This window comes from Micromonospora radicis (genome assembly GCF_003583405.1).
Classification (GTDB): domain Bacteria; phylum Actinomycetota; class Actinomycetes; order Mycobacteriales; family Micromonosporaceae; genus Micromonospora; species Micromonospora radicis.
In genome coordinates, this window is the sequence record NZ_QXEC01000025.1 from 1 (window position 1) to 26,224 (window position 26,224).

The window sequence follows — 26,224 nt, forward strand, 5'->3', positions numbered from 1 at the left end:
CCTTGCCCGGGATGCCCGGCTCGCTCGACACGGCGTGGAGACCTGTCGTCGTGGCAGTTCAGTCGGATGCCGATCCGGCGCTCGGACCGACTGCCGGATTTAGGTGGTGATGCGAGGATCCGGTCGGCTGCTCACGTCGGCGCGAGAAGGCGCCGTGCGGCGGCGTGTGACGCGGTCATCCCACCTGGAAGCCGTCCAGGTTGTCGATCACGGCCACCGGGGTTCCCCGCTTCGCGCAGGCGGCGGGTACCGGCACGTAGCGTCCGGGCGGAAAGCCCTCGGTCATCGGCGCCTCTGAGTAGCCGCCACCGCCGCTGAAGGTGTCGCCGACGGTCACCGCACCGGTGCCGGGTACGTCCACGCCGACCCGGCCGTTCGTGAGCAGGGTGACACCGGGCGGCCAGACTATGACGGACTCGGGCTCTCCGGCGGAGCGTACGACCAGACATCCGCCCTCGCCCACGGCGAGCCGGCCACTGATCAGGGCCTGCCGTGCGCCTTCGGCACCGGCGACCAGGGTCCGGAACTTCTCGCCGTGCAGAACCTGAGCCTTTCCGCTGGTCGGAACCGGCTTCGGAGCGGCTCCAGCTGCCGATGGCGTGGCCGACGCGTCCGCTGGTGCCGGCGATGCGACGGGCGCTTGCCCGGCGCTGGGCGGCGGCTCGGTGGACACGGGCGGTGGAGGGCTCTCGGCACAGCCGGCCAGTGCGATCAGCAGGGTCGCGACGATCGCGCCGATCCGGAGCATGACTTAAGTACAACCGATCCAGCAGCGTGATGGTGAGGGCAGAGGCCCGCAACAGCAGACCGGCAGGCCAGATCAGGTACGTCGCCACCAGGCAGGTAGAGCCGTACGCCAGCCGTCACACAACGCGACCTGCCGACTTCGGAGTCCGCCACTTCAGAGTCAGCTGGCTTCTGACCGGCCCGGATCTTCCTCTCGATGTCGAGCAGGCCGAAGGAGCAGTTTGGTCGGCCATCTGCCTGCACCTGACGTGGCACCCGTACGTGAGGAGTCGTGTCACGCCGATCGAGAGGGGCACCACGTGCCGGACGTCGTAGACCGCACGAGGATCGTGCGGGCCGCCAGCTTGCGATCCTTCCGTTCGAGGCTCAGGTCCAGGAAGGACCGGGCGGTGGTCTCGATGCAAGAAGGCGGCATCCGGCAGGCGCAGCGGAATCTGGAGTACGAGCTGTTGGCGGTCAAGAACGGTGGTGGTCTCACCGTCGGTGAGCAGATGGCCATCGACGATCTGGTCCGGCGGCTCGCAGATCACGAACGGCGGCGGCCGGCGTTGACGGCGCCGCTGAATCCGACCGGGCGGCCGAGGAAGGTCGGGGGCCCGGTCGACGCGGCGGAGGGCAAGCGCGCCTATCTGGCCGGCATCGTTGCTGAGTTTCCCGAGCTTCAGCGCTACCACGAGCGGCTGCCGTCGCTCCGGGCGGCGGCGAGCGGCTCGGTCGAGCCGGCCACCGCGGCGCGCTCCCGCTCCGCGGCCGCCGCACTGCGGTCGCCGGACCTCGTCGAGCGCCAGCTGAGGTACGGGCCGGCGCCGGCGGGCGCCTTCCCGACGCCTTCGGCGCGGCGTCGAGCCGTTGCCCGGGCCCGGTAGGGCGGAGCCGGGCCCGGTAGGGCGGAGCCGGGCCCGGTAGGGCGGAGCCGGGCCCGGTAGGGCGGAGCCGGGTCGGGTAGGGCGGAGCCGGGTCCGGTAGGGCGGCGGGACCGGCCAGGTCAGCGGGCCGGGCAGCGCTTCCCCTCGGCGGGGACGGTCAGGTCGATCAGGTACGCGTCGACGGCCTCGGTGATGCAGGCGGTCTGCGGATAGGCGGTGTGGCCCTCACCCTCCCAGGTGAGCACCCGGCCGACGCCGAGCATCTCGGCCAGGGCCGGGGTCTGCTCGTACGGGGTGGCGGGGTCGCCGGTGGTGCCGACGACGAGGATCGGTGGGGCGCCGTCCGCGCGGCCGGTGGGGTAGGGGTCGCTGCCGCCGGGCCACTCGGTGCAGGAGATCAGGCCGACCGCCAGCGCCGGACCGAACAGCGGGTACTGCTGGCGCCACTGGGTCTGCAACTGGCGGATCCGCTCCAGGCTGGGCCGCTCCTCCTCGTCGGCGCAGTTGATCGCGGTGTTGGCGTCGAAGAGGTTGGTGTAGCGGCCGTTGGCGTCGCGGTCGGCGTAGTTGTCGGCCAGGCGGAACACGCCCTGCGGGTTGCCGCCCTCCAACTGGTCGATCGCGCGGGCCAACTCCTGCCAGCCGGATTCGGTGTACAGCGACGAGATGACGGCGTAGAACACCCAACCCGCGGTGGCCTCCCGGCCGTCGGCGGAACGGGCCGGTGACACCTTGGCCTTGTCGATGGCGGAGATGACCGCGGCCCGCGCGTCGGGCGCGATCGGGCAGCGGGCGGCATTGGCCGCGCACCAGCGGGTGAAGTTGTCGAAGGCCCGTTCGAAGCCCTTGGCCTGCCCCTCCGAGCCCTCGATCAGCCCCTGGCGGGGGTCGACCGCGCCGTCGAGCACCAGCGCCCGGACCCGAGCAGGGAACAGCTGGGCGTACGTGGCGCCGAGCAGGGTGCCGTACGAGTAGCCCAGGTAGCTGAGCTTCTCGTCGCCGACCGCCGCCCGGATGGCGTCCATGTCCCGGGCGGCCTGCTCGGTGCCGTACAGCGGCAGTTGGTCGCCGTACTTGTCGCCGCAGCCCTGGCCGATGCGCCTGCCGAGGGCGACCAGGTCGTCGAAGGACTCCTGGCTCTGCGGGTCGGGGTCGAAACCGAAGACGGCGTCGAGGTCGGCGTCGGAGATGCACTCCACCGGGCTGGACCGGGCCACGCCCCGAGGGTCGAAGCCGACGATGTCGAACCGTTCCAGGATGCTGTCGGGCAGCCCGCCGTACTGCTCGCCGAAGGAGAGGTAGACGGCGGTGTCCACACCCGAGCCGCCGGGGCCGCCCGGGTTGACCAGCAGCGAACCGATCCGGTCGCGTTGCTGGGTGGAGCGGGCCCGGATCAGCGAGATGTCGAAGGTCTGGCCCGCTCCCGGGCCGGCCGTGGCGCCGCCACCACCGGACCAGTCCCGTGGCACCTGGACGCGGGCGCACTCGTACCGCATCTGCGGTGCGCTCCGCCCGACCAGTTCGTCGGCCACCTCCGGGCAGGGCTGCCAGTTCGGTGCCGCGCCCGGTGGCGTGGCCTCGCGCTCGGCGTCGGTCCGCGGCGCGAATGCCGGCATGGTGCAACCGGCGGCGATCACCGCGGCGGCGGTCAGGCCGGCCAGGGTGAGCCGCCGGCGGCGGATCCGGTCGGAAGTACGGGTCACGAGCGAGCCTCCGTGATCGGTTCGATCGCCAGGCTACGCGGAGCCGGACCCGGGCCCGACCGCCACCGCCGGATCGCCCCGCAGGACCTGGTCCACGTCGAACCGGACCGGCCGGTCCAGCTGGTCGTACCGGCAGGAGCGCGGGTCACGGTCGGGCCGCCAGCGGACGAACCGGGCGGTGTGCCGGAACCGGTCGCCCTCCATCGCGTCGTACGCCACCTCGACCACCAGTTCGGGGCGGACCGGCTCCCACTCCAGGTTCTTGGTGCCGGTCCACCGGCTGACCCCACCCGGGATGCGTTGGCCCCGCTCGTGGTCGCCGTGCACCCACGGGTGCTCCGCGCCGACGTCGCGGTAGGGGGCCAGTTCGTCCAGCAGCTCGGCACGGCGGGCCATGGTGAACGAGGCGCTCACGCCGACGTGGTGCAGTAGCCCCGCCTCGTCGTAGAGGCCGAGCAGCAGCGAGCCGACCACCGGGCCGGACTTGTGCCAGCGGAACCCGGCGACCACCACGTCGGCGGTGCGGCCGTGCTTGACCTTGTGCATGAGCCGCTTGCCCGGCTCGTACGGCAGGTCGGCCGGCTTGGCGATCAGCCCGTCCAGCCCGGCGCCCTCGAACACGTCGAACCAGCGGCGGGCGGTCTCGGCGTCGGTGGTGACCTGGGTGACGTGCACCGGGGGGGTCACCCCGCCCAGGGCCTGCTCCAGCCGGGCGCGGCGGGTCGGGTAGGGCGCGTCGAGCAGGCTCTCGTCGTCGAGGGCGAGCAGGTCGAAGGCGACGAAGTCGGCGGGGGTGGTCTCGGCGAGCAGCTTCACCCGGGAGGCGGCCGGGTGGATGCGCTGGCCCAGCAGCTCGAAGTCGAGCCGGGGTGCGGCGTCCGGGCCGTCGCGTCGGATCACGATCAGCTCGCCGTCGACCGCGCACCGCGTCGGCAGCTGCCGGCGGGCCTGCTCGACCACCTCCGGGAAGTAGCGGGTCATCAGCTTGCCGCCCCGGCTGGCCAGCTCCACCTCGTCGCCGTCGCGGAAGACGATGCAGCGGAAACCGTCCCACTTGGGCTCGTAGGTCATCCCCGGCCCGGTCGGAATCGACGCGACGCTGCGGGCCAGCATCGGTTCCACCGGCGGATTGATCGGCAGGTCCACGGCGTCAGTCAACCAGACGGCACCGACACCGGTGCGGCAGATCACTGCCGGCGGGTGGGTGGCGTGTCCGCCGATGGTTCGTTCCGGCCGTACCGGGCGGATCAGAGAACCGCAGGTCAGAGCTACTTTCGCGGGATGGCGGAGTGGGTCTGCGGATGCTGTGGGCGCTGGCGGGTCAGCGTCGAGTTGATCCGCGGCCGGTACCTGTACCGGCTGGTCCACCGTTATCCCCGCCGCTTCGGCGGCGGCAGCAACGTGCTCGGCGAGGTGGGTTCGGTGACCGAGTTGGAGGCGCTGCTGCGGCGGCTCAGCCCGGTGAGCCTGGCCGACCCGCGCGAGGCTGCCTGAGGCCGGTCGTCCTCAGAAACGGGCGAACGAGCGGATCGGGGCGCGCGGGCCGAACCTCGGTGCCTGGACGCCCGCGGCCTCCAGCAGCCGGCAGACCCGGCCACGGTGGCCCCGGAACGGCTCCAGCAGCTCCAGCATCCGGGCGTCGTCGGCGCGTGCCTCACCGGCCAGCGCCCAGGCCACCGTGTTCGGAACGTGGAAGTCGCCGACGCTGACCGCGTCCGGGTCGCCGTAGGCGACGCGGACCACCTCGGCGGCGGTCCACCGGCCCACGCCCGGTATCGCCCGCAGCACCCGGCTCGCCTCGGTGGAGTCGGCGCAGCGTTCCAGCCGGTCGGCGGTGGCGGCGGCGCGGCGCAGCGTTTCGGCCCGGCGCTGCTCCACGCCGAAGGGATGGAACAGCCAGTACGGTGCCGCCGCGATCGCCGCCGGCTCGGGCGGCAGCAGCAGACGTACCGGTCCGGGTGCCGGCGCTCCGAAGTGGCGGACCGTGGCCGCGTAGGCCCGGTATGCCTCCTTGCCGGTGACCTTCTGTTCCAGGACCGCCCGCAGCACCCGGTTGAAGACCAGGCCGGTGGCCGGCATCCGCAGCCCGGCGTGCTGCGCGGCGAGCCGCGCCACCACCGGATTGGTCGCGGCGAGGGTGGCGAAGCCGGTCAGGTCGTCGCGCAGTCCGGCGATCGCGTCGGCGCGCTCGACCAGCCACCCGCCACCGGGGCCGTAGCCCTCGGCGACCAGCTCGCCACCGACCGGACGCAGGGCGAGGGTGGCCGGTCCGTCCGGGGTGCGGGCGGCCCAGAACAGCGCGTCGGCCACGATCCGGGCGCACGGGTCGTACGGGCTGAAGGTCAGCGGTCGGACCGACGCGACCAGGCGGAAGCCGGGCGGTGGACGTAACGTCCTGCTCGCCGTGGGGTCGGTGTCGGTCACGGCCTCACTCTGCCACTCCGGCCGCCCGCCCGACGATCCGACTCGTTTCCGGCGAGTGCCCGGACACTTCCCGGCTAACTTCCGTTCAGGTGCCCGACCAGCCGAACGGCCAGGATTAATCGGTCATGTCACTCGTGTAACGCCCTTATCGGGCGCAGTTTCAGAAGCGCCGAACGTAATGCCCGGCGTCTTTACTGTTCCGTCGATGAAGCCGCTGCTAGGGTCCGTCCTGCGCAGGCCCGGCACTCCTGCGCACCACGGGGAGCTGTGCAGAAGGGCACGTACGGATGACGACTGCAATGCATGGTCTGTCGGGCAGGGCCCATTCGGGCATTCCGTTTCGCGGACGTCGTCACTGATCCGGTTGCCAGTCTTGGTGACCGTCCGAACTCCACGGCCTGTCCAATGATCGCGTTGCGTGCGTACCGTCTGCTTCCGTCCGCCGTCCGGCGCCGGCTGTTGCACCTCCTTCCCGCGCACCGTCGGCTCAGCCTGGTGCGCTCCCTCACCCGGTCCCGCCCGGCGCCCACCGCCCATCCGGTCGGCGCGCGGGTGACGGTCACCGACGACGGTGTCCGTACCGAGGCCGAGGTGGTCGCGGCGGCGACGCCGTTGCAGATGTGGCACCGCAACCTGACGGCCGTGACGTCCGCACTGGACTCCGCCGGCATCGAGTACCACTGCCTGCGCAACGACGACTACCTGCGCAGCTCGGTGGCGGTGCTGGCGGAGCAGCGGGACGCGGTACGTCGGCTGGTCCGTACCGCGCCGGCACTGGCCGGTGCCCAGGTGCGTACCGTCGAGGTGCAGCCCGGACGAAACCAGCCGGACCTGGCGCCCACCGAGGTGACCCAGGTCTGGTTCCCGGTCACCGACGTCCGCGCGGACGTCGTGCTGGGCGCCCGGTTCGCCTGCGAGATCGAGCTGTGGACCCGGGTCGGCGAGGTGGTACGCGCGCCGCGGCACAACGCCGTGATCGACGAGGCGCCGGCCCGCGCCGAACCGGTCCGCGTCGCCGCCGCCCTGCTCAGCCACTTCGTACCCGAGGCCGACGACCACACCTACGGCACCCGCCGCGACCTCGCGGTCCGCGCACCGGACCGGGTGGGTTTCCCGATCGACGCGGTCTTCACCTGGGTGGACGGCTCGGACCCGGAATGGCTGGTCCGCAAGCAGCAGGCGCTGGGCGGCCCCGACGACCCGCGGCACGCGGTGGCGGCGAACACCTCGCGGTACCACAACCGTGACGAACTGCGGTACGCGATGCGCGCGCTGCACAGCTTCGCGCCCTGGCTGCGGAAGATCTTCCTGGTCACCGACGGTCAGCTGCCCAGCTGGCTGGATCCGCGTCATCCTATGATCACGGTGGTCACGCACGCCGAACTCTTCGCGGACCTGGGCGGGCTGTCGTCGTTCAACTCGCACGCCATCGAGTCCCGGTTGCACCGCATCGACGGGTTGGCGGAACACTTCCTCTACCTCAACGACGACGTCTTCCTCGGCCGACCGCTGCTGCCGACCCACTTCTTCCACGCCAACGGGATCGCCAAGTTCTTCCTCTCGCCCGCCCAGTTCGGCCTGGGTGAGGCGAAGTCCAGCGATCCGCCGGTCAACGCGGCCGGCAAGAACAACCGCCGGCACATCCAGCGGCAGTTCGGCGTGACCATCACCCAGAAGATGAAGCACACCCCGTTCGCCCTGCGGCGCAGCATCATGGCGCAGATCGAGACGGTGCTGCAGGCGGACGTGACCGAGACGGCACGGCACCGGTTCCGTCACCCCGGTGACCTGTCCATCCCGTCGTCGCTGCACCAGTACTGGGCGTACCTGACCGGGCAGGCGGTACCGGGCGACATCGAGTACGAGTACGCCGACCTCGGCCATCCGTCGACTCCCGCCCGCCTGGCCGAACTCTTGGCCCGCCGGCACCGTGACGTGTTCTGCCTCAACGACACCGACTCCGATCCCCGGGCGTTCGCCGAGCAGGAGCGGATGCTCGCCGACTTCCTACCCCGCTACCTGCCGTTCCCCGCGCCGTTCGAGCTGCCCGACGACGAGGTGGCCGAGCGTCGCAAACTCGGTGCCAGCGCCCTGTGGCGCGACCGGGGCAGGGACCGGACCGGTGGACCGGTCGACGCGGCGACGACGCCGTCGCTGCGGATCAGCAGGCAGGTGGATGCGACCACCGTGCCCGCACTCCGGGTCGGTCCCCGACTCGACGCGCCCACCCTGCCGTCGAGCCGGCGTGCCACCGGCCGCGTCGACCGCGGGTCCGGCGGTCTGCCGGCGGCCACAGAGTCCGCCACTCGCCAGGGGCGGTCCGAGGGTGACTGACCCGTCCCACCCACGGATCGCATCATCGACCCTGTCGGTCGAATCGACGAAGGAAGTCCTGTGAACCCGACGCTTCCCCGCTCCGCGCCGCTCCCGGCACACGTCGCCGCACCGAGCGGCAGCGACGTCCGCGAGGTGCTGGTGGACGGCGCGCGCCGTCGTGCCCACGCACACGGGGATCTCACCCCGTTGGGCGCCCGGCATCGTAACGTCGCCGCGGTGACCGGGGCGTTCGAGGCGCACGGCGTGGACCACTTCCTCGTCCGAGGTATGGACGACCGGACCCCGGTGATCGGGGTCAGCGAGAGCGACCGGCTCTCCGCTCTCGCCGCGTTGGAGAAGCTCGGGCTCAACGCCGCGTGCTACGTGAGCCAGGTACTGCCTCGACCACCCATCACGGCTGCGCTGCGGGACGCGGCCGAGCCGGCGTCCTGGACCGATCTGTACACCGCCAAGGCGATCAAGCTGACCTGGTTCCGAGCGGATCCGACGCTGAAACTGGTCCTCGGCCAGGCGTACGGCTGCGAGGTCGAGTTCTGGCAGCCCGATCCCGCGGCCGGTGTCCTGCGGGCCCCACGGCGCAACCGCATGATGTTCGCCGTCTCGATGGCCGGGGTGCCGGTCGAGGCCGGTGCGCACAGGTTCACCCGGCTGGCGGCGCCGACGACGCCGGGCCCTCGCCTGCGTACCCGCCGGGAGTTCGACCTCGCGCTCCCGGACGACATCGACTTCCCGATCGACGTGGTCTACACGTGGGTGGACGGCGCGGATCCGGACTGGCAGCGACGCCGGGCCGAGATCAAGGGCGAGGCGTTCCATGCCGAGGCCGCCAGCGAATCGCGGTACATCAATCGGGACGAGCTGAAGTTCTCACTTCGATCGCTGCACCTCAACGCCCCCTGGGTGCGCAACATCTACATCGTGACCGATCGGCAGCGCCCAGCCTGGCTCGACCTGAGCGCGGGCAACATCTTCCTGGTCGACCACAAGGACATCTTCCGCGACCGAAACGCCCTGCCGACGTTCAACTCGGTCGCCATCGAGACCCAGTTGCACAACATCGATGGCCTCGCCGAGCACTTCCTCTACCTCAACGACGACATGTTCTTCGGTCGGCCGTTGGCGCCCCAGACCTTCTTCCTGGCCAATGGCAACACCAAGTTCTTCCTGTCCCAGAACCGCGTCCCGATCGGTCCGATCACCAGTCTCGACACCCCGATCGACGCCATGATCAAGAACAATCGGCGGCTCATCGAGGAACGTTTCGGCCGGACCCTGACCCAGGGCAGCCAGCACGTGCCCTATCCGCTGCGACGGAGCATCCTCGCGGAGATCGAGCGAGAGTTCCCGGCGGAGCACGCGCGGACCGCACACAGCCGGTTCCGCAGCGCCACCGACATCATCATCACCTACTCCCTGTACCACTACTACGCCTTCATGACCGGTCGGGCGCTGCCCGGGCACGTCAACTACGGCTACGTGCAACTCGCGGTGCCGGATCTCGTGGCGCGACTGCGCCGGGCCGAGGCGCGCAGGGACTGGGACACCTTCTGCATCAACGACGCGTTCTCGACGTACGACCAGTTGCAGCAGCAGATGACCGTGCTCGAACCGTTCCTGGAGGCGTACTTCCCGGTACCGAGCCCGTACGAGTTGGTGGGACGGCCGTGAAGTTCTCGTTCCTCGTCCACAACTTCTACGGTGTGGGCGGCACCAACCGCGCGGTACTGAACCTGGCCAGCGCACTTGTCGACGACGGTCACGAGGCGGAGATCGCGTCGGTCTTCCGGCGGGTCGACCGCACGATGTTCGACGTGGACGAGCGGGTCTCCATCGTCCCGCTGGTCGACCTGAGGCAGCGGCAGCGTGACCGGTCCGCACCACAGTTGCGGGAACCCTCGCTCCTGATCCCGAAGTCCGAGGAGTTCTATCCGCAGTACAGCCGGCTGACCGACGAGCGACTGGTCAGGTACCTGCGCCACACCGACGCCGACGTCGTCGTCGGCACCCGGCCAGGGCTCAACCTCGTCGTCGCCCGGCATGCCCCGGAACACGCGGTCCGTGTCGCGCAGGAACACATGACGCAGGATCTGATCGACGACGCCGTCAAGACGGAGATTCGTCGCTCCTACGCCCGGATCGACCTGGCGTACACCGTGTCGAACGCCGACGCGGACGCCTTCCGGACCGGCAATCCGGTTCCGGGCACCGAGATCAAGGCGCTGGCCAACAGCGCACCGCGAAGCTCCATTCCGCCGGCCGACGGACGGAACCGGACCATCGTGGCGGCCGGCCGCCTCGATCCCATCAAGCGGTACGACCGGCTGATAGCGGCTTTCGCGTACGCGGTCCGGGACTGCCCCGGATGGCAGCTACGGATCTACGGCGACGGTGAGCAGCGACCGGGGCTCGCCAGACTGGTCCGCGAGTTGGGGATGTACGGCCAGGTGCTGCTGATGGGCCGTCGGGAGGACATGACGGCGGAATGGGTCAAGGGGTCCATCGCTGCTGTCTCCTCCGCCCGGGAGTCGTTCGGGATGACCATCGTGGAGGCCATGAGGCTGGGTCTGCCGGTCGTCAGCAGCGACTGCCCGGTCGGGCCGCGCGAGATCATCACCCACGGCGAGGACGGCCTGCTGGTGCCGACCGACGACTTCGACGAGTACGCCCGCGCGCTGCGGACGTTGATGCGGGACGACGACCTCCGCATCCGAATGGGGGCGATGGCGGTGGCGAACTCCGCCCGCTTCGATCCGGCGAACCTGGCGAACGAGTTCGTCCGGGACTGCTCGCGGGTGCTCTCCGCCCGGCGCGCCGGCCTGCCTCGCTACCCCAGCGGACGGAAGCTGCTGCCTCCGGAACTGACCCGATCGGTGAGCCGTAGCGGCGAGTTGCTGCGGGAGGTGGGTCTGGCGCGGGCCCTGGCCGACCCGGTTCTGCGGGGGATAGCGGAGAACGACCTGACCCGACGCGCGAGCATGGGTGCCCTGGTCCGGCTGGCCCGAGTCCGACGTGCCCGGAGCACCAGTACGCGTCTGCAGGCGGCGATCAGACGACGGGTCTCGGCCGACGCCGACGCCCCGGTGGCGGACTGCGTGGTGACACCCGATCTGGGACTGCGCCTCACCCTGGATCTGACGGCAGGTTCCGGCGACGACGTGTCGATGCTGCTCAGCAACCGCGACACCCGAGACGTGGTGCGTGCGGCTCTCGTCCCGTCGGCTGACGGAACCCGGGCAGTGGGCACCCTCGACGCCGCTGCCCTGTCCGAAGGCCGGTGGAACGCCTACCTGGTCGACGGGAAGCGGGTCCGGCACCGGCTGCGCCCGCGACAACTGGACAGCCGGATCCTCTGCTCCGCCGAGGCGACGCTCGTCCGCCCGCGCGGGGGAGTGGCGGTCCAGGTGCCCTACCAGACCGTCGACGGGTTCCTGGCGGTACGCAGTTGGGTGCGGCCGGTACACGCGGAGGCGTCTCGACTCGCCCTCGACGGCGAGGCGGTACTCGTGGAGTTCGTCTGGTACGGACCCGGTGTGCCGGACGCCGCGGTGCTTCATCGGCGCGGCGACCCGACCCTGTCGATGGACCTGCCGACGACCTCGGCGGTGGACGGCACGGTGTCCGTGGCGGTGCCGTTGACGGCGCTGGCCGACCTTCGGTTGAGCCGGCACGAGAAGTGGGACCTCTTCCTCCGGTACGGCGACGACGAGGTCAGGCTGGGGCGTTTCGCCGACGACGTGGTCGACAAGAAACGTACCTACAGTTACCCCGAGATCCACCTGCCCGACGAGACCACCCTGGACCTGGTCGAGGAGGATCCGGCTCCGATGCTGCGGATCTGCCCTTACTACACGATCGACAGCGAGTTGTCCTTCGCGGTCGTCGATCGGCCCTAGCCACACCACAGAGGAGCGCGGTTCGTGACCGAGTCCGGGCGAGTCCAGTCGGAAGAGATCCCCAAGGCGGTGGCCGAGCCGTCCGGGCTGGTGGACGTCTATCGGCGGGTACTGAGCCCGCAGACCCGGCGCGCCATCGCGAAGAAGATCAGTCCGCGTACCCGGTATCAGCTCAAGCAGTGGGTCGCCCGGGCCGCCCAGGACACCCAACTGGCCGCCCGTCGCGGCGAACGGCTGGCCCGGCGGCAGCCCGAGCTGCTGGCCGGCGACGACCGGGCGGTGGTGGTCGCCGACCAGGCGCCCCGGATCGCCCTGGTCGACCCGAACGTCACGCCCCTGCGGGTGCGGACGGCGAACCTGGCGGCGGTGACGGCGGCACTCGACGCGGCCGGCGTGGCGTACTTCCAGGTCCGGGGCGCCTCCCACCGCACGTCTGTGGTGGCGGTGGACGCCGTGGACCGTGATCGGGTGTACGCCGCGCTGGCGACCGCCTGCGCACGCGTGCCCGGCTATGTCACCGAGGTACGACCGGGGGAGCAGCCGCCGGGTGCGGGATTCGAGTCGAAGTCGTGGAAGCGGCTGGCCGACGCCGGGGTGCTGCGGCTGACCTGGTACCGGACGGACCCGCGCCACCGGCTGGTGCTGGGCCAGGCGTACGGCTGTGAGGTGGAGTTCTGGCAGCGGCAGGGGGCGGCACTGGTGGCGCCCCGACCGAATCCGGTGGCGGAGCAGGTGGACGCGGCTGCCCCGCCGGTGGAGGCCGCCGAGTCACTGTTCACCGCGCTGGCGCCGGTGACCGCCAACACGACGGTCCGGACCAGGCCGGAGTTCGCGGCGCCGCGCCCGGTCGACGTTGGGTTCCCGGTCGACGTGGTCTACACCTGGGTCGACGGTACCGACCCCGCCTGGCTCCGTCGGCGGGCCGCGGTGACCGGCGTGCCGTACCACAGCGAGGCAGCGAATGCGGCACGGTTCCTCAGCCGCGACGAGCTGCGCTACTCGCTACGGTCGCTGCACCTCTTCGCACCCTGGGTGCGCCACGTCTACCTGGTGACCGACGACCAGGTGCCGTCGTGGCTGGACCGGTCGGCGCCGGGCATCCAGGTGGTGAGCCACCGGGAGATCTTCGCGGACCCGGCGGTGCTGCCCACGTACAACTCGCACGCCATCGAGAGCCAGCTGCACCACATCGACGGGCTCTCCGAGCAGTTCCTCTACTTCAACGACGACGTCTTCCTCGGCACCGAGGTGCTGCCCTGGGACTTCTTCCTGGCCAACGGGATCGCCAAGTTCTTCCCGTCGCCGGCCCTGGTGCCGCCCGGCGCGGCGACCGCCGAGGACATCCCCTCCTCGGCGGCGGGCAAGAACAACCGGGCCCTGATCGCCGAGCGCTTCGGCACCGTGCTGACGCAGAAGATGAAGCACATGCCGCACGCGCTGCGGCGCAGCGTGCTGTACGAGATCGAGGAGACCTTCGCCGCCCGGCACCAGCAGACCGCGGGCAGTCGCTTCCGCGCCATGACGGACATCTCGATCGCGTCGTCGTTGCACCACTACTATGCGTTCCACAGCGGGCGGGCGGTGCCGGGGGAACTGCGGTACGCCATCGCCGAGTTGTCCCATCCCGACACCCCCGCCCGGCTCGCCCATCTGCTGGCCCGGCGGGACCGGCACGTCTTCTGCCTGAACGACGCGTTCTCCACGGAGGAGGACCTGGCCGCTCAGCTTAGGATCGTCACGCCCTTCCTGGACACCTACTTCCCGGTGCCCAGTCCGTGGGAGAAGGTCTGACACGACGGTGGCCGGCCGCGCCCTCACGGGTGCGACCGGCCATCCGGCTGACGGTGGGTCAGTAGTCGTAGTCGGAGTCCGAGCTGTCCGACTTGGTCTTCGACGGCGGGGCTACCGCCTTCGGGGTGCCCTTGGGCAGGCACTCCAGGTTCTTGCTGCCGTCCGGGTTGACCACGAACCAGGTACCGCCGACGCCCTGGCCCTTCCACTGGCCGGGCTTCTTGTCGCCGATGTAGGTGTAGAGCGGCCAGCCGTCCAGCGTGATCTGCCGGGTGCCGTCGGGTCGGGTGACGGTGCCGACCGCGTCGTCGGAGACGCCCTTGAGTTTCGGGTTGCCGTCGGTCAGGGCCGGCGGCCACACCTCGGCGCACTGGTCCTCGCAGTTGGTGGCCGGCGGGTCGTTGCTGTCCCGGTCGAAGCGGTACAGCAGGAAACCGTCCTGGTTGACCACCGCGCTGCCCATCCGGGGGAACTTCTTGCCGGTGAGGCTCTCGGTCAGGTCGACCCCGTCGGGCAGCGGGGCGTCGTTCTCGGCTTCGGCACCCGGTGACGCCGACGCGCCCGGCTCAGCGCTGGCCTCGGGATCCGCGGTCGCCGTGGGGTCGGCCGCGGCGACAGCGACCGGCTCTGCCGCGCCGGGGTCCGCTGCGTTGTAACCGGCGGGCGCGCAGGCCGTCAGTGCGACCATGGCGCTCACCGCGACAACGACGGTCCGCTTCATCTCTGCCACGTGCCCTCCTCATACTTGACAAGTCACCGAGAAGTACGGGGTTGGGGCTGTCAAGGTTGAAGTCGAAACGGTGGCTCATTTCACAACTCGTCGATTGAACCGGACCCCGCGACCGTTCGTGTGGGCCGTACGCCGGCCGTACGCCGGCCGTACGTCACCGTCACCGTCGGCCGGGCCGGGACTCGCCCGCACCGCCCGGAAACGACGCCGACGTCGAAGGCCCGCCTCGGATCGAGGCGGGCCTTCGAGGTGCTGAGGTACGTCGGCGGTCAGTTGGCGGGCACCGTCACCAGCGGCGTACCGACACCCTTGCTGTCGACCTGCTCCACCTGGAAGTGCTTCACATCGTCCAACTTGGACGACGTCGCGGCGGACAGGGCCAGGCGCTGCGGATTGCTGATCGTGCCGTAACCGTCCGGCGGCACCGCCCAGCTGGAGATGATCTCCGTGCTGGCGTCCTTGCGGACCACCACCAGCCGGCACTCGCGGGGGCCGGGCAGCTTGGCCAGGGTGAAGGCCACGTTCGTGCCGAAGTCCTTCGAGTCCAGGAAGAAGGTCGCCTGCACCCCGGTCTCCGGGTCGGTGGCGTTGACCTGCTTGCCCTCCTGCTCGGTACCGCCCTGCCCCGGGTCACCGGGGTTGCCCGGGCGGCTGTTCGGTGGCTCCAGCGTGCCGAGGGTGGGCCCGGCGACCGGCGGTGGCGCGGTGCCACCGTCGGCCAGGTTACTGAACACCACCCCGGTGACCCCGCCGAAGACCACCACGGCGGCCGCGGTCGCCAGGATCTGCCGGAACCGTGCCCTGCGGCGGTGCGTACGCATCGCCACCAGGGTGCGGTCCAGCAGGATCGGATTCGAGTGGGTCTGCTCCAGCGCCGTCACCGACTCCGCGTCGATGTCGGAGAGCAGCCCGACCACCGGCACCATCGTCTCCAACTCGGCGGCGCACGCCCAGCAGGAGGCGAGGTGTTCCTCGAACCGCTCCATGTCCTGGGCGTCCAGCACGCCGAGGGCGTACGCGGCGACGTCCATGTGGTCAACCCGACTCATTCCGTCACCCCCCGTTCCTGCAGAGCTGTGCGCAGCGCGCGCAGCGCGTAGTAGACCCGCGACTTCGCGGTGCCCAGCGGCAGTCCGAGTTCCTCGGCCGCCTCGGGCACCGTCCGGCCCCGGAAGTACGTCGCCACCAGGATCTCCCGGTGCGATTGACTCAAGGTACGCAGTGCGTCGGCCACCGTCATCGAGCGCAGCACCCGGTCGGTGCTGTCCGACTCGGCGAAGGCCGTCAGATCCCGGTCGTACGTCTCGGCCGGGCGGGCCTGTTCGCTGCGGTGCTCGTCGATGGCGATCCGGCGGGCCACCGTCACCAGCCACGGCCGAAGCGACCCCTGTCCCTGCGTGCCCAGCCGGTGCGCGTTGCGCCAGGCCCGAAGCAGCGTCTCCTGGACGATGTCCTCCGCCCGCTGCCGGTCACCACCGGTCAACCGCATGACGAACATCAGCAGCGGGCCGGCGTGCTCGGCGTACAGCGTGCGGATCAACTGGTCGGAGTGGGCGGCCTCGGTCGTCGTGGCCTGGTGGCGGCCAGGGGCGGGTCGCGGCGTCACCGGGCTATTCTGGCGAGACGTCGCGCGGGAGTCGACCCCACGGTCGGACGTGGTCGGCCGCGACTGGGATCGGGCGGACATCCAGTCCACCCGCACCCGGTCGCCTTGCCAACCGACCGCCAGTGCATGCATGCAGACCTCCGGATGTCCATGGACAGAAGCCGTCCCCCCACGGGCATGGCTGCCGAGTAGTACGCAGGGCCCCGCCGAACGGATCAACGGCGGACGGAAAAAATCCCCGGCGGCGGCGGTGTGGAGTCGGTGGCGTCGCTGTCGTGCACCGCCGTGGCGCCGCCGACGAAGCGGTCGAGGTCCGTGTCGGCGAGCACCCGCCCGGGGAACCAGTCGCCGGCGGCCCGGCGGGTCAGCGCCGCCACGGGCGGTTCCTGCCGGCCCGCCACCAGCACCAGGTTGCCGTAGCGGCGTCCGCGCAGCACGGCGGCGTCGGCGACCAGGCAGGCGCGGGGCAGTACGGTGCGGACGGTGGCGACCTGGGCCCGGGCGTAGCGCAGCGGTGGACCGTCGGCGAGGTTGGCCAGGTACCAGCCGCCGGGGCGCAGCACCCGGGCCGCCTCGACGGCGTACTCCACGGAGGTCAGTCGGGCCGGCGTGCGGGCACCGGCGAACACATCGGAGACCACCACGTCGTAGCCGGCGTCCCGGGTCGCGGCCAACACCGCACGGGCGTCACCCACCCGCACCTTGAGGCGGGCGTCGGCCCGCCACGGCAACGCCCGACGGACGAGGTCGACGAGGGCGGCGTCCACCTCGACCACCCGCTGGATGGAACCGGGACGGGTGGCGGCGAGGTAGCGGGGCAGGGTCAGCGCGCCGCCACCCAGGTGCAGCACCCGCAGTGGGGTGCCGGCGGGTGCGATCAGGTCGAGCGCGGCGGCCAGCCGGCGGACATACTCGAACTCCAGGTGGGTCGGGTCGGTGAGGTCCACATGCGACTGTGGCGCGCCGTCCAGCGACAACGTCCACGACCCGGGCCGGTCCGGATCCGGCGCCAACTCGGCGAGCCCCGTGTCGACCTGCTCGGTGATCCGGTCGGTGTCGCGGCGGCGGCCCATCAGCGGGCGCTCCCAGCGGCGGTGCGGCCCATCAGCGGGCGCTCCCAGCGGCGGCGCGGCCCATCAGCGGGCGGTCCGCGCGGCGGCGGTCAATGCGCGGTGCAGCAGCCGGGCGTCGCCCAGCCGGGAGCGCAGCAGGCGTTCCAGCCCGGCGATCGGCACCAGGTTCTGCGGTGCCCGGGGATCCTTGTACGGCGTGGAGGCGAACCGGGGCAGGGTGACCAGGGACAGGTCGGCCAGCCGTACCGCCTCGGCGATCTCCAACTCCGCCGAGCACTCGATCCGGACGATCCCGGCCCACGGCGCTCCCGCCGCCACCGGCAGCCGCAGATACCACGACCAGCCGCCCCAGGCGGTGCCGAGGCGGAACACCGGCGACCGGTGTCCCGGCGCCAGGCCGGTGACCACTGCGGTGAGCCGGGCGTCCAGGTACTGGCTGTGCTGGGTCTTGATGTAGCCGAGGGTGCGCGGCAACTGCCGCCGGTTGCGCAGCGGCCCGTCCACCACCAGCAGGTCGTCGTCGCCGCGGGCGGCGTCGGAGACCGCCACCTCCAGGGCGGTCAGCGGGCCCTGCACCGCCGCCGGCAGCTTGGCCAACTCGCCGCTGCCGCCGACCCGGTGCACCGGGTACCGGATGTTGCCGGCCACCACCTCGGCCGCCGACGGGCTGGCGGTGAACAGTCCCCGGCCCACCTTGGCGCCGGCCAACTGCGCGGCCCCGCGCTCCAGGTCACAACGCACCACCCCGGCCGCGTACGAGGCGGCCAGGCCGGGGAAGGAGGTGCCGTCCTCCTCGGCCGTCCAGACGCTGGCGTCGATCCGGCGTACCCCGTCGACGAGCAGCACCACCGCCGGGGCCCGTACGCCGGGTCGCGGGCCGATCGCCCGCCAGTCCACCGCGGGCAACTCGACGTCGGCGTCGACCTGGGCGCTGCTCGGCGTGGCGGGGCCGGCGGCCGACGCCTCGAACGAGGCTCCGTAGGCCGGATCCCAGGTGTCGACGAAGAACCGGCTCACCGCTGCGGCCCCCTCACCGGCCGGTCCGCTCGACGCGGGCCGACCGGGCGTCCTTGCGCACCTCGAACCGTACCGGGATGCGTTCGGCCAGCGCCGGCACGTGGGTGACCACGCCGACCATCCGGTCGCCCCGGGCGGCCAAGTTCTCCAAGGTGGCGGCGACCGTGTCCAGCGTGGCCGCGTCCAGCGTGCCGAAACCCTCGTCCAGCACGATCGATTCCAGGCTGGCCGCGGTGGTCGACATCCCCGCCAACTGCTCGGACAGGGCCAGGGCCAGGGCCAACGACGCCTGGAAGGTCTCACCGCCGGACAGGGTCCGGACGCCCCGACGCAGGCCCGCGTCGTGGTGGTCGACGACGAAGAACTCACCCTTGTCGTGCACCAGGTCGTACTGGCCGCCGGAGAGTTCCCGCAGGATCCGCGAGGCGCCGTCGACCAGCAGGTCCAGCGCCTCGGCCAGCAACCACCGCTCGAAGTTGTTGGCCCGCAGGTGCCCGGCCAACGCCCGGGCCACCTGGGCCTGCCGCTCGTGCTCGGCCCGCTGCTCGCGCAGCCCGGCGGCCTGCTCACGGCGCTCGACGAGCCGCCGCAGCTCGGCCTCGGCCCGCTCCACCGCGACTGTCGCGGCACGTACCGGATCGTCGGGAGCGGGCAGCCCCGCGTCGGCGAAGAGGCCGTCGATGCGGGCGGCCACCGCGCGCGTCGCCGCCTGCGCGTCGGATGCCGACGTCGCCAGGGTGGTCCGCCGCGACCGGCGCTGCCGTGCCTGCTCCTGCGCCCACTCGGACAGGGCGGTCCAGGCGGCGGCCAGGTCGTCCCGGTCGGCGGCCGGCGGACCGAACCGGGCCAATCCGTCGCGGGTGCCGTCGAAGTGCCGCCACGCGGTACGCAGCCGCTCCTGCGCCGCGTCCACGGTGCCCCGGGCCCGGCGCGCGGCGTCCCGACCGGCCCGCACCGCCGTGGCCGCGGCATCCAGCGCCGCCCGGAGCCGGGTGTGTTCGTCAAGCCGTTCGCGCAGCGTCTGCACGCTGGCCGCGTCGGCGAGGAGTTCGTCCAGTGCGGCCAGCCGGGTCCGCAGGCCGTCGTGTTCGGCGCGGGCCCGCACCAGGATCCGGTCCAGTTCCCGCGCCGCCGCGTCGCGCTCGGCCACCAGCCGCTTCGCGGCCTCGCTGGCCGCCCGCGCCGACTTCCCGGCAGCCACCGCGCGGGCCACCGCCGAGCCGGCCGGCACCGCCGGCACCCGAACCACCACCTGCTCGCACACCGGACAGGAGGCCCCGTCGGTCAGGTGCGCCCGCAACGCCGCCGCCTGGTCGGCGGTCTTCGCCTCCTCGTGGGCCTGGAAGGCCACCGCCAGCTCCGCATCGGCCCGCTCGGCCGCCGCGGTCGCCTGCGCCAGGGCCGCCACCGCCGCGTCATGGTGAGCACCGGCCGCCTGCACCGCGGCACGCAGCTCGTCGGCCTGACCGGCCAGCTGCTCCCGGTCGCCGTAGGCCCGCAACTGGAGCCGAAGGGCGCTCTCGTCGCCGAGGGCGGTCAGTTCGCCGCGCAGCTTCTCCTCGCGCTCCTCGGCCAGCGAGACCGCGTCGACCGTCGCGTCGGCCGCCGTCCGAGCGGAGGCCACCGCCCGGGTCAGCTCGGCCGTGGCGTCCGGCGCCCGGACCGCGTCCAGCACGGCCAGTTCGGCGTCGAGGGCGGTCAGGGCGGCGGTCACCTCCCGCGCCGTCGCCCGCGCCGCCTCCAGCTCCGGTACGGCCGCAGTCACCGCCTCGGCCAGCTCGGTCATCCGCTCGACCTGGCCGATGGCCAGGTCGAGGGTGGCGTCGTCGACGTCGGCGAGCCCGGCGAGCAACTGGTCGACCGCCTCCAGCTTCGCCTCGGCCTGCCCGGCCCGGGTGGTGGCCCGTTGCTGCACCTGCTCGTAGACACCCAGGCCGAGCAGGTTGACCAGGATCTGCTGCCGGGTGGCGGGCCGGGCGTGCAGGAAGTCGGCGAACTGTCCCTGTGGCAGCACCACGCAGCTGGTGAACTGCTCGTACGGCAGGCCGACCGCCTCCAGCACCGCGGCGTCCATCTCGGCCGGGGTGCCGGCGACGACCTCGCCGAGGTCCTCCGGGCTGAGCCCGGTGTCCAGCTTGCCGGCGTCGAAGCCGTCCGGCATCAGCTGCAATCCGGCGCCCGCGGTCTTCACGTTGCCGCGGCCGTCGCGGCGCACCACCCGGGTGGCCACGTAGCGGGCGCCACCGGACTCGAAGACCAGGCGAACCCGTGCCTCCGTCGCCGACGGCGCCAGCGCGTTGCCCAGCCCGCGGGTGCCACCCCACCGCGGCACCGTGCCGTAGAGGGCGAAGCAGATCGCGTCGAGCACCGTGGACTTGCCGGACCCGGTGGGCCCGACCAGGGCGAAGAAGTCGGCGTCGGTGAAGTCGATGGTGGTCTCTTCGCGGAACACCGTGAAGCCGGCCAGGTCCAGACGCATCGGCCGCATCAGTGTTCGACCTCCTCGAGCAGCTCGTCGAAGAGGTGCCGGACCTCGTCGTCGGCGTGCCCCCGGCTGTCCAGGTAGTCGGCGAAGAGCTGGCGCGGCGAGCGGCCGGAGCGCTGGGCGACGCGGGTGCCGCTGCCGGGCGCGGGCACCAGTTCCGGGTCGATGCGGATCTCCAGCGCCCGGGGCAGCAGCTCCTGTACCTCCTCGCGCAGCCCGGCGCGGGGCTGTTCGCGGACGTACACCCGCAGCCAGCCCTCCGGTGGGGTGATCTCGGCGAGTTGGGCCAGCGTGCCGCGTACCGTGCGCAGGGCCGCCGCGGCGGCCACCGGCACCTCGCGGACCTGCGCCGCGGTACGCGCACCGACCTCGACGACGGTCACCGACGGGACGTTCTCCTGCTCGCCGAAGTCCACCGCGAGCGGGGCACCGCTGTAGCGGATCGGGCACGGCCCCTGCACCCGCTGCGCCCGGTGCAGGTGACCCAGCGCGACGTAGTGCGCGGTGCCGGGGAAGACCGTGGCGGGCACCGCGTAACCCATGATCGTGTGCGCGTCCCGCTCGCCGCCGCCGGTGGCCGCGCCGACCACGGTCAGGTGGGCGGTGACCAGGTGCACCCGGTCGGGTTCGGCGAACCCGTCGGTCAACCGGGCCAGAATCCGGCCCAGGTGATCGGCGTAGGTCTGGGTGCTCTCCGCGGCGGTCAACTCGTACATCTCCACCGCGCGGATCGCGTACCGCTGGGACAGGAACGGCAGCGCGGCCAGCCGCCAGCGTTCCCCGCCGGCCGTGACGCCGTCGATGACGTGCTCGGCCGGATCCTCCCGGACCGCGCCGCGCAGCGTGATCCCGGCGGCGTCGGCCCACGGCCGCAGCGCGTCCAGCGCCGCGCCGTTGTCGTGGTTGCCGCCGACGGCCACCACGTCCGCGCCGGTACGCCGCAACGCGGTCAACGCCCGGGTGACCAGCCGGGTCGCCTCCGCCGTGGGTGCGGCGGTGTCGTAGAGGTCGCCCGCGATGACGACCAGATCCGGCCGCTCCTGCCGGGCGATGTCGATCACCTCGGCCAGCACCTGCTTGTGCTCCTCGGCCCGCGACTGTCCCTTGAGGACCTTGCCCACGTGCCAGTCGGAGGTGTGCAGGATCTTCACAGTGCCTGCCTTTCGTTCGCGACTGCGGGGCTCCGCTTCGCTGCACTCCTCGCGCTCACTGGTCAGCCCTCGTCGCTGCCTAGAACGGGATGTCGTCGTCGGCGCCGCCGCCGGAGCCCACCACCGCGAACGGGTCGGCGGACTGGGTGATCGACCGCAGTGTCTGCGACGGGGCCGCACCGGCCTCGGAGACCCGGGTCGCCCAGGCCGGAAAGGGGAACTCCAGGCAGAGCGGCACCGGGATGTCGGGCTGGTTGACGAACATCGTGCCGGGCTTGGCCAGCAGCGCCCGCTGCCGTTGCGCCGGCGGAAGGAAACCGTACTCGGGGCGGGACGCCTCGGCCGGGTCGAGTCGGCCGACCACCCGGACCGCCGAGTTGGTGACGATGCGCCGCTCCACCTCGCTGGCGGTCTGCTGCGCGCCGACCAGGATGACGCCGAGCGAACGGCCCCGCTCGGCGATGTCGAGCAGCACCTCCTTGATGGGGGAGGAGCCCTCCCGGGGGGCGTACTTGTTCAGCTCGTCGAGCACCACGAACAGCAGCGGCTTGGCGGTGCCGGCCTTCTCCTTGCGCTCGAACTCGCTCTTGAGCGTCACACCGACCACGAACCGCTGCGCGCGGTCCGGCAGGTTGTGCAGGTCGACGACGGTGACCTGGGCGCTCTCGGCGGTGTTGATCGAGTGCGGGCGGCGGGTGGCAAGGTCACCGCGGATCAGCCGGGCCAGGTCCTTCTTGCTGCCGATCAGCCGCCGGGCGAAGGCGTTGACGGTGCCCAGACCGACCGCGCTGCCGGCCCAGTCGCCGCGCGTCTCGTCGTCGCTGAGCTGCTCGACGATGTGGTCGACCAGGTCGCCGTAGCTGCCCAGGCGCACCCCGTCGACGCTGACCCCACCGTCGGCGGGTTGGGCGTACCGGGCCAGGTGGGCGGCGACCGAGTGGACCACCATCGTGTACTGCTGGCGCTCGTCGTCGGCGTCGGCGAATACGTACGGCAGGAGCCGGTCGGCGCAGAACTCCGACAGCGTCCAGTAGAAGCTGTCCACCCCGGTCAGCCGGCTGCTCACGTCCGGTGTGCCGGAGGAGTCGCCGACCCGGGGCGGGGCGTAGACCCGGACGTCGGGGAAGGCGTCGGCCACCAGACCGAGCCGGGCGTACGCGGCCCGGGTGGCGTCGTCCAGCCGGGTGTTCGGATGGTCGAGGAAGAGCAGGTCCTCGCCCTTCACGTTGAAGATCAGCGCCTTGGCGTTGACCGCGTCGCCGCCGAGCTGGCCGGAGCGGAACACCGAGTAGAGCAGGAAGGTGGCGAAGCTGGTCTTGGTGGCCACCCCGGAGATCCCGGAGATCGACACGTGTGCACCCCGGGTGCCGTCGAGGAAGTCGGCGTTGAGGTAGACCGGCACCCCGTCGCGGCCGGTGCCCATCGGGATGCGGCGCTCCATCCGGTCGAAGTGCAACGCCCGGGCCCGGGCGTCGCCCTCGGCCCGGTGCACCACCGCGCCGGGCTGCGGCGGCACGTAGAACTCCGGGTCGACCCGGGTGGTGGTGATCTCCGCGGCCTCCTGCACCTGGGCCGGCAGCGTGCCGTCGGCGATGGCGAACACGTCGGAGTCGAACTGGGCGCCCTCGTGGCGCGCCCGGACCTGGGTGACCACCCCGGCGATGGTCACCGGCTCCCGGTCGGGCAGCTCCCGTCGGGTCACCACCACGTCGTCGAGTTGCAGGTAGCTGCCGGGGGCCACCGCCGTCCAGAACTGCAGCGGGGTGGCGTCGGCGGTGCCGAGCACCCGGCCGACACCCTCGCCCGGGACGTCGAACCCCTGTTCGGTCATCGGGCGGCTCCTCCTCGGCTGGCCATCGCGGTCCGCACGCCCTGCATCCTGCCCGAGGAGTACGACAGGTCGCCACGCGACGCGGCGGAGACCACGTCCCGGCTGCGCGCCGACCACGTACCGCCACGCCATGTCCACGGATCGTGCCGGTGGCGGCGCCGGTCCCGAGCCGCGACGGCGCCGTCGCGAGTCGGTTCGCCGGGCTTTATCGGCCGGGCTCCGGCCGGCGCAGGTCCGGGCTGAGCCGGCCGGCCAACTCCCGCACGGCCGCCTCGTAGCCCGGGTCGGTGTGGTACGGCCAGTGCTGGTTGATCGGCGGGGGCACGGTGTCGTCCGTCGACACGGTGACGGCCTGCGGATCGCGCAGCCGTCGGTCGACGCTGCCGGCTGGCCCGGTGACCTCGGGCTGCTGACCGGGCCGGTGCGCGGAGAAGACCGGACCGCCGATCGGGTCGGTGTCCCGCCACAGGTTCACCCACCGCCAGCCGACCCGGTCGCCGACCTCGCAGAGCACCCGGTCGCCGAGGAAGGCCGGGCAGAGCCGGGCGTAGAGCCGGTGCAGCGGGCTGCCGTGGGTCAGCAGCGCCACCCGGGGCACCACCTCGGGCGGGAGTTGGAGCAGGGTGGCGGCGGCCAGCACCGAGCCGTGCGAGTGCCCGGAGAGGATCACCCCGCCCTGGTCGGCCAGCGCGGTGACCCGCTTGGCCAGCTCCGGCACCGCCCGTTCGGCGTAACAGGGGGGCGCGAACGGGTGCACCGTACGCGGCCAGAAGGTGCCCAGATCCCAGATCACCGCGACCGTGCGCCGGGTGCCCTCGGACCGGTAGGACAGCAGCCCGATCACCAGGATCCCGGCCGCGACCAGCCCGATCACGTAGATCCCGATGTCGGTGGCGTACGCCAGGTTGGTGGTCGCCGTGCCGTCGGTCCGGGCCAGCCGCCGACTCAGGTCCGACGGCCCGATGCCGACCAGGTCCAGCGCGACCGTCGCCACCCCGATCAGCGACAGCACCAGAAACACGACGAAGACCGGTCGCAGTTGCTCGACGACCGCGGCCCGGGCGACGACCTCGCGGACGGTGCTGCGCCGGGGCACCGCCTCCGGTGGCGGGTCCGGGAAGTCCCGCCGGACGATCCGCTCGGCGAGCCGGCGACGGCGTCGCCGGCTGGCCAGGATCCGCCAGATCGCGACCGCGGCGACCACCATCACGGCGGCCAGGCCGGCGAGGGCCGCCCAACGGTAGGAGACCGGTGGTTCCAGCGGTGGGGCGCCGGGCTCGTTCGGCCGGGCCGGGTTCGGGATCTCGCCCCGGTCCAGGAAGTCGGCGACGCGGTAGACGAGGGCGGCGGAGAAGCCGTACGCGGCGGCGATCGACGCGGCGGCGAGCACCGGGGTGGCCAACCCGCTCAGCAACGACGAGTGGCGTTCGTGGCTGCGGCGCCGTTGGTGGACGGTGGTGACGACCAGCGCGACCAGCAGGGCGGCCTGGGCCGCGACCAGGCCGGCGACCGCACCCTCGTAGCCGGGCAACTGTCCCTGCGGCGGTTCCGGCTCCAGCGGTATCGCGGTGTAGCCGAGGGCCAGCAGGGTCAGCCCGATGGCGGCGAGCCGCAGCGGACGGACGCCGCGCAGGTCGACCGGTCCCCGACCGGGACCCTCGGACGAGGCGCGGGCCGGTAGGCAGAGCAGTACCACGCTGGCCGTGAGCAGCAGCCAGGCCAGGGCGAGGAAGACGTAGCCCACCACCGTCGGGCGAAGGTGGATCTGCGCGCCGAGCAGGAGGGTGGTGAGCGTGCCGAGGCCGATCGCGAGGTGGATGGCGCGCAGTCGTTGCACCACGAGCGCGTCGTTCCAGAAGCCGGGCCGGTCGATCCGGTCCTCCCCGCCGCTGGTGCGGTCCTGTCCGCGTGCGGCCGGGAAGGCCTCGAACGCCCGGGCGGAGCGTTCACCGAGCCACCAGAGCAGCCGCAGCGCGCCGATCGGCACCAGCGCGAGGATCGCCAGCCGCGGGCCGAGCGGCATGTCGGCCAGCCAGCCCAGATAGCCGCGGTGTCGGACGCAGGGGTGGTAGGGGGTGCACTGCCAGCCCACCAGGTCGATGCTCACCCCCACCACGGACAGCACGTACGCGGCGGTCACGGTGGCCGCCAGCAGCCTGCTCAGCGGGCCGATCAGGCCACCGGACCCGCCGGTCGCCGGTCGGGTCCAGACCGTGAGGTTGGCCAGCATGAACGGCAGCAGGAACAGCAGGGACAGGGTCCGTACGGTGGCGCCGGCGGTCAGTGCACCCCAGCGGTACGCCTCCACCTTCAGCCCGCCCGGCCGGTCGCTGATCCCGAATCCGGGCCGGGGCCGGTAGAAGCCGGCGTTGTCGTCACCGGCGACCCGGATCACCACCGGGTGGTCCAGCAGCGCCTCGGCGGAGGTGCCCGAGACCCCGTGTACCCGTAGCTCGACCACCTCGTGCGTCAACGTCCCGCCTCCCGGCCGTTGCCGATCCCGGTTCACGGTAGGGAGCCGACCTGGGCCGGTGCGGGTCGTTTCGGCCGCTTTCCCCCGGCCGGGGTGG

General features: G+C 72.3%; 19 protein-coding genes. 6 read left to right on the forward strand and 13 right to left on the reverse strand.

Annotated elements, in window-relative coordinates; translation table 11 throughout:
- Positions 1-175: 175 nt before the first annotated feature.
- Entirely contained in the window at positions 176-748 is a 573-nt protein-coding gene (locus D2L64_RS21590) for a hypothetical protein (RefSeq protein WP_119579040.1), read from the reverse strand.
- Positions 749-1,136: 388 nt separating this feature from the next.
- On the opposite strand from D2L64_RS21590, the gene D2L64_RS21595 reads away from it, so the two are divergent.
- Positions 1,137-1,613 (forward strand): hypothetical protein, encoded by a 477-nt coding sequence (locus tag D2L64_RS21595; RefSeq protein ID WP_119579041.1) that lies wholly within the window; start codon positions 1,137-1,139, stop codon positions 1,611-1,613.
- Between the two features lie 119 nt (positions 1,614-1,732).
- Here D2L64_RS21595 and D2L64_RS21600 read toward each other — a convergent pair whose 3' ends face one another.
- Together D2L64_RS21600 and D2L64_RS21605 are read right to left on the reverse strand one after the other, a co-directional pair.
- Positions 1,733-3,295, reverse strand: a complete 1,563-nt coding sequence (locus tag D2L64_RS21600) for an alpha/beta hydrolase (RefSeq protein WP_233559085.1) — start codon at positions 3,293-3,295, stop codon at positions 1,733-1,735.
- Between the two features lie 54 nt (positions 3,296-3,349).
- The gene (locus D2L64_RS21605) at positions 3,350-4,462 is read right to left on the reverse strand and encodes an ATP-dependent DNA ligase (protein ID WP_119579093.1); all 1,113 of its coding nucleotides are present in this window, start codon (positions 4,460-4,462) and stop codon (positions 3,350-3,352) included.
- Positions 4,463-4,597: 135 nt separating this feature from the next.
- Between D2L64_RS21605 and D2L64_RS21610 the strand changes: the two genes are divergently transcribed.
- Positions 4,598-4,810, forward strand: coding sequence for a hypothetical protein (locus D2L64_RS21610; RefSeq protein WP_119579043.1), 213 nt, complete (start codon positions 4,598-4,600; stop codon positions 4,808-4,810).
- 12 nt (positions 4,811-4,822) lie between these two features.
- On the opposite strand, the gene D2L64_RS21615 is transcribed toward D2L64_RS21610, so the two are convergent.
- Entirely contained in the window at positions 4,823-5,740 is a 918-nt protein-coding gene (locus D2L64_RS21615) for a DNA-3-methyladenine glycosylase family protein (RefSeq protein ID WP_119579044.1), read from the reverse strand.
- A gap of 414 nt (positions 5,741-6,154) precedes the next feature.
- Here D2L64_RS21615 and D2L64_RS21620 point away from each other — a divergent pair, with 414 nt between their 5' ends.
- From D2L64_RS21620 to D2L64_RS28330, 4 genes are read left to right on the forward strand one after another with little or no spacing between them, the layout of a single operon-like run.
- Positions 6,155-8,074, forward strand: coding sequence for a stealth family protein (locus tag D2L64_RS21620; protein WP_147376277.1), 1,920 nt, complete (start codon positions 6,155-6,157; stop codon positions 8,072-8,074).
- A 60-nt stretch (positions 8,075-8,134) separates the two neighbouring features.
- The gene (locus D2L64_RS21625; protein WP_199714701.1) at positions 8,135-9,745 is read left to right on the forward strand and encodes a stealth family protein; all 1,611 of its coding nucleotides are present in this window, start codon (positions 8,135-8,137) and stop codon (positions 9,743-9,745) included.
- Complete coding sequence (locus D2L64_RS27125; protein ID WP_158603527.1) at positions 9,742-11,970, forward strand: glycosyltransferase family 4 protein; 2,229 nt, start codon at positions 9,742-9,744, stop codon at positions 11,968-11,970. Before D2L64_RS21625 ends, D2L64_RS27125 begins: the two co-directional genes overlap by 4 nt.
- Before the next feature lie 24 nt (positions 11,971-11,994).
- Positions 11,995-13,761, forward strand: coding sequence for a stealth family protein (locus tag D2L64_RS28330; protein ID WP_199714702.1), 1,767 nt, complete (start codon positions 11,995-11,997; stop codon positions 13,759-13,761).
- A 58-nt stretch (positions 13,762-13,819) separates the two neighbouring features.
- Here the strand turns inward: D2L64_RS28330 and D2L64_RS21645 are convergent, their stop codons facing one another.
- The 9 genes from D2L64_RS21645 to D2L64_RS21685 all read right to left on the reverse strand — a co-directional run bounded on the left by D2L64_RS21645 (position 13,820) and on the right by D2L64_RS21685 (position 26,127).
- A complete protein-coding gene (locus D2L64_RS21645) occupies positions 13,820-14,482 on the reverse strand; it encodes a COG4315 family predicted lipoprotein (protein WP_199714709.1) in 663 nt (220 codons plus the stop codon).
- Between the two features lie 278 nt (positions 14,483-14,760).
- Positions 14,761-15,540: an anti-sigma factor family protein gene (locus D2L64_RS21650; protein ID WP_119579048.1), complete on the reverse strand. Its 780-nt coding sequence runs from the start codon at positions 15,538-15,540 to the stop codon at positions 14,761-14,763.
- The gene (locus tag D2L64_RS21655; RefSeq protein ID WP_119579049.1) at positions 15,537-16,229 is read right to left on the reverse strand and encodes a sigma-70 family RNA polymerase sigma factor; all 693 of its coding nucleotides are present in this window, start codon (positions 16,227-16,229) and stop codon (positions 15,537-15,539) included. Before D2L64_RS21655 ends, D2L64_RS21650 begins: the two co-directional genes overlap by 4 nt.
- A gap of 83 nt (positions 16,230-16,312) precedes the next feature.
- Complete coding sequence (locus tag D2L64_RS21660; RefSeq protein ID WP_119579050.1) at positions 16,313-17,170, reverse strand: spermidine synthase; 858 nt, start codon at positions 17,168-17,170, stop codon at positions 16,313-16,315.
- Between the two features lie 63 nt (positions 17,171-17,233).
- Positions 17,234-18,187 carry a hypothetical protein gene (locus tag D2L64_RS21665; protein ID WP_119579051.1) on the reverse strand — a complete coding sequence of 318 codons (954 nt, stop codon included), beginning with the start codon at positions 18,185-18,187 and terminating at the stop codon, positions 17,234-17,236.
- Between the two features lie 13 nt (positions 18,188-18,200).
- Positions 18,201-20,675, reverse strand: a complete 2,475-nt coding sequence (locus D2L64_RS21670) for an AAA family ATPase (RefSeq protein ID WP_119579052.1) — start codon at positions 20,673-20,675, stop codon at positions 18,201-18,203.
- A complete protein-coding gene (locus tag D2L64_RS21675; RefSeq protein WP_119579053.1) occupies positions 20,675-21,823 on the reverse strand; it encodes an exonuclease SbcCD subunit D in 1,149 nt (382 codons plus the stop codon). Before D2L64_RS21675 ends, D2L64_RS21670 begins: the two co-directional genes overlap by 1 nt.
- A gap of 79 nt (positions 21,824-21,902) precedes the next feature.
- A complete protein-coding gene (locus D2L64_RS21680) occupies positions 21,903-23,654 on the reverse strand; it encodes an ATP-binding protein (protein WP_119579054.1) in 1,752 nt (583 codons plus the stop codon).
- Positions 23,655-23,859: 205 nt separating this feature from the next.
- A complete protein-coding gene (locus D2L64_RS21685; RefSeq protein WP_233559082.1) occupies positions 23,860-26,127 on the reverse strand; it encodes a hypothetical protein in 2,268 nt (755 codons plus the stop codon).
- Between the last annotated feature and the right edge of the window lie 97 nt (positions 26,128-26,224).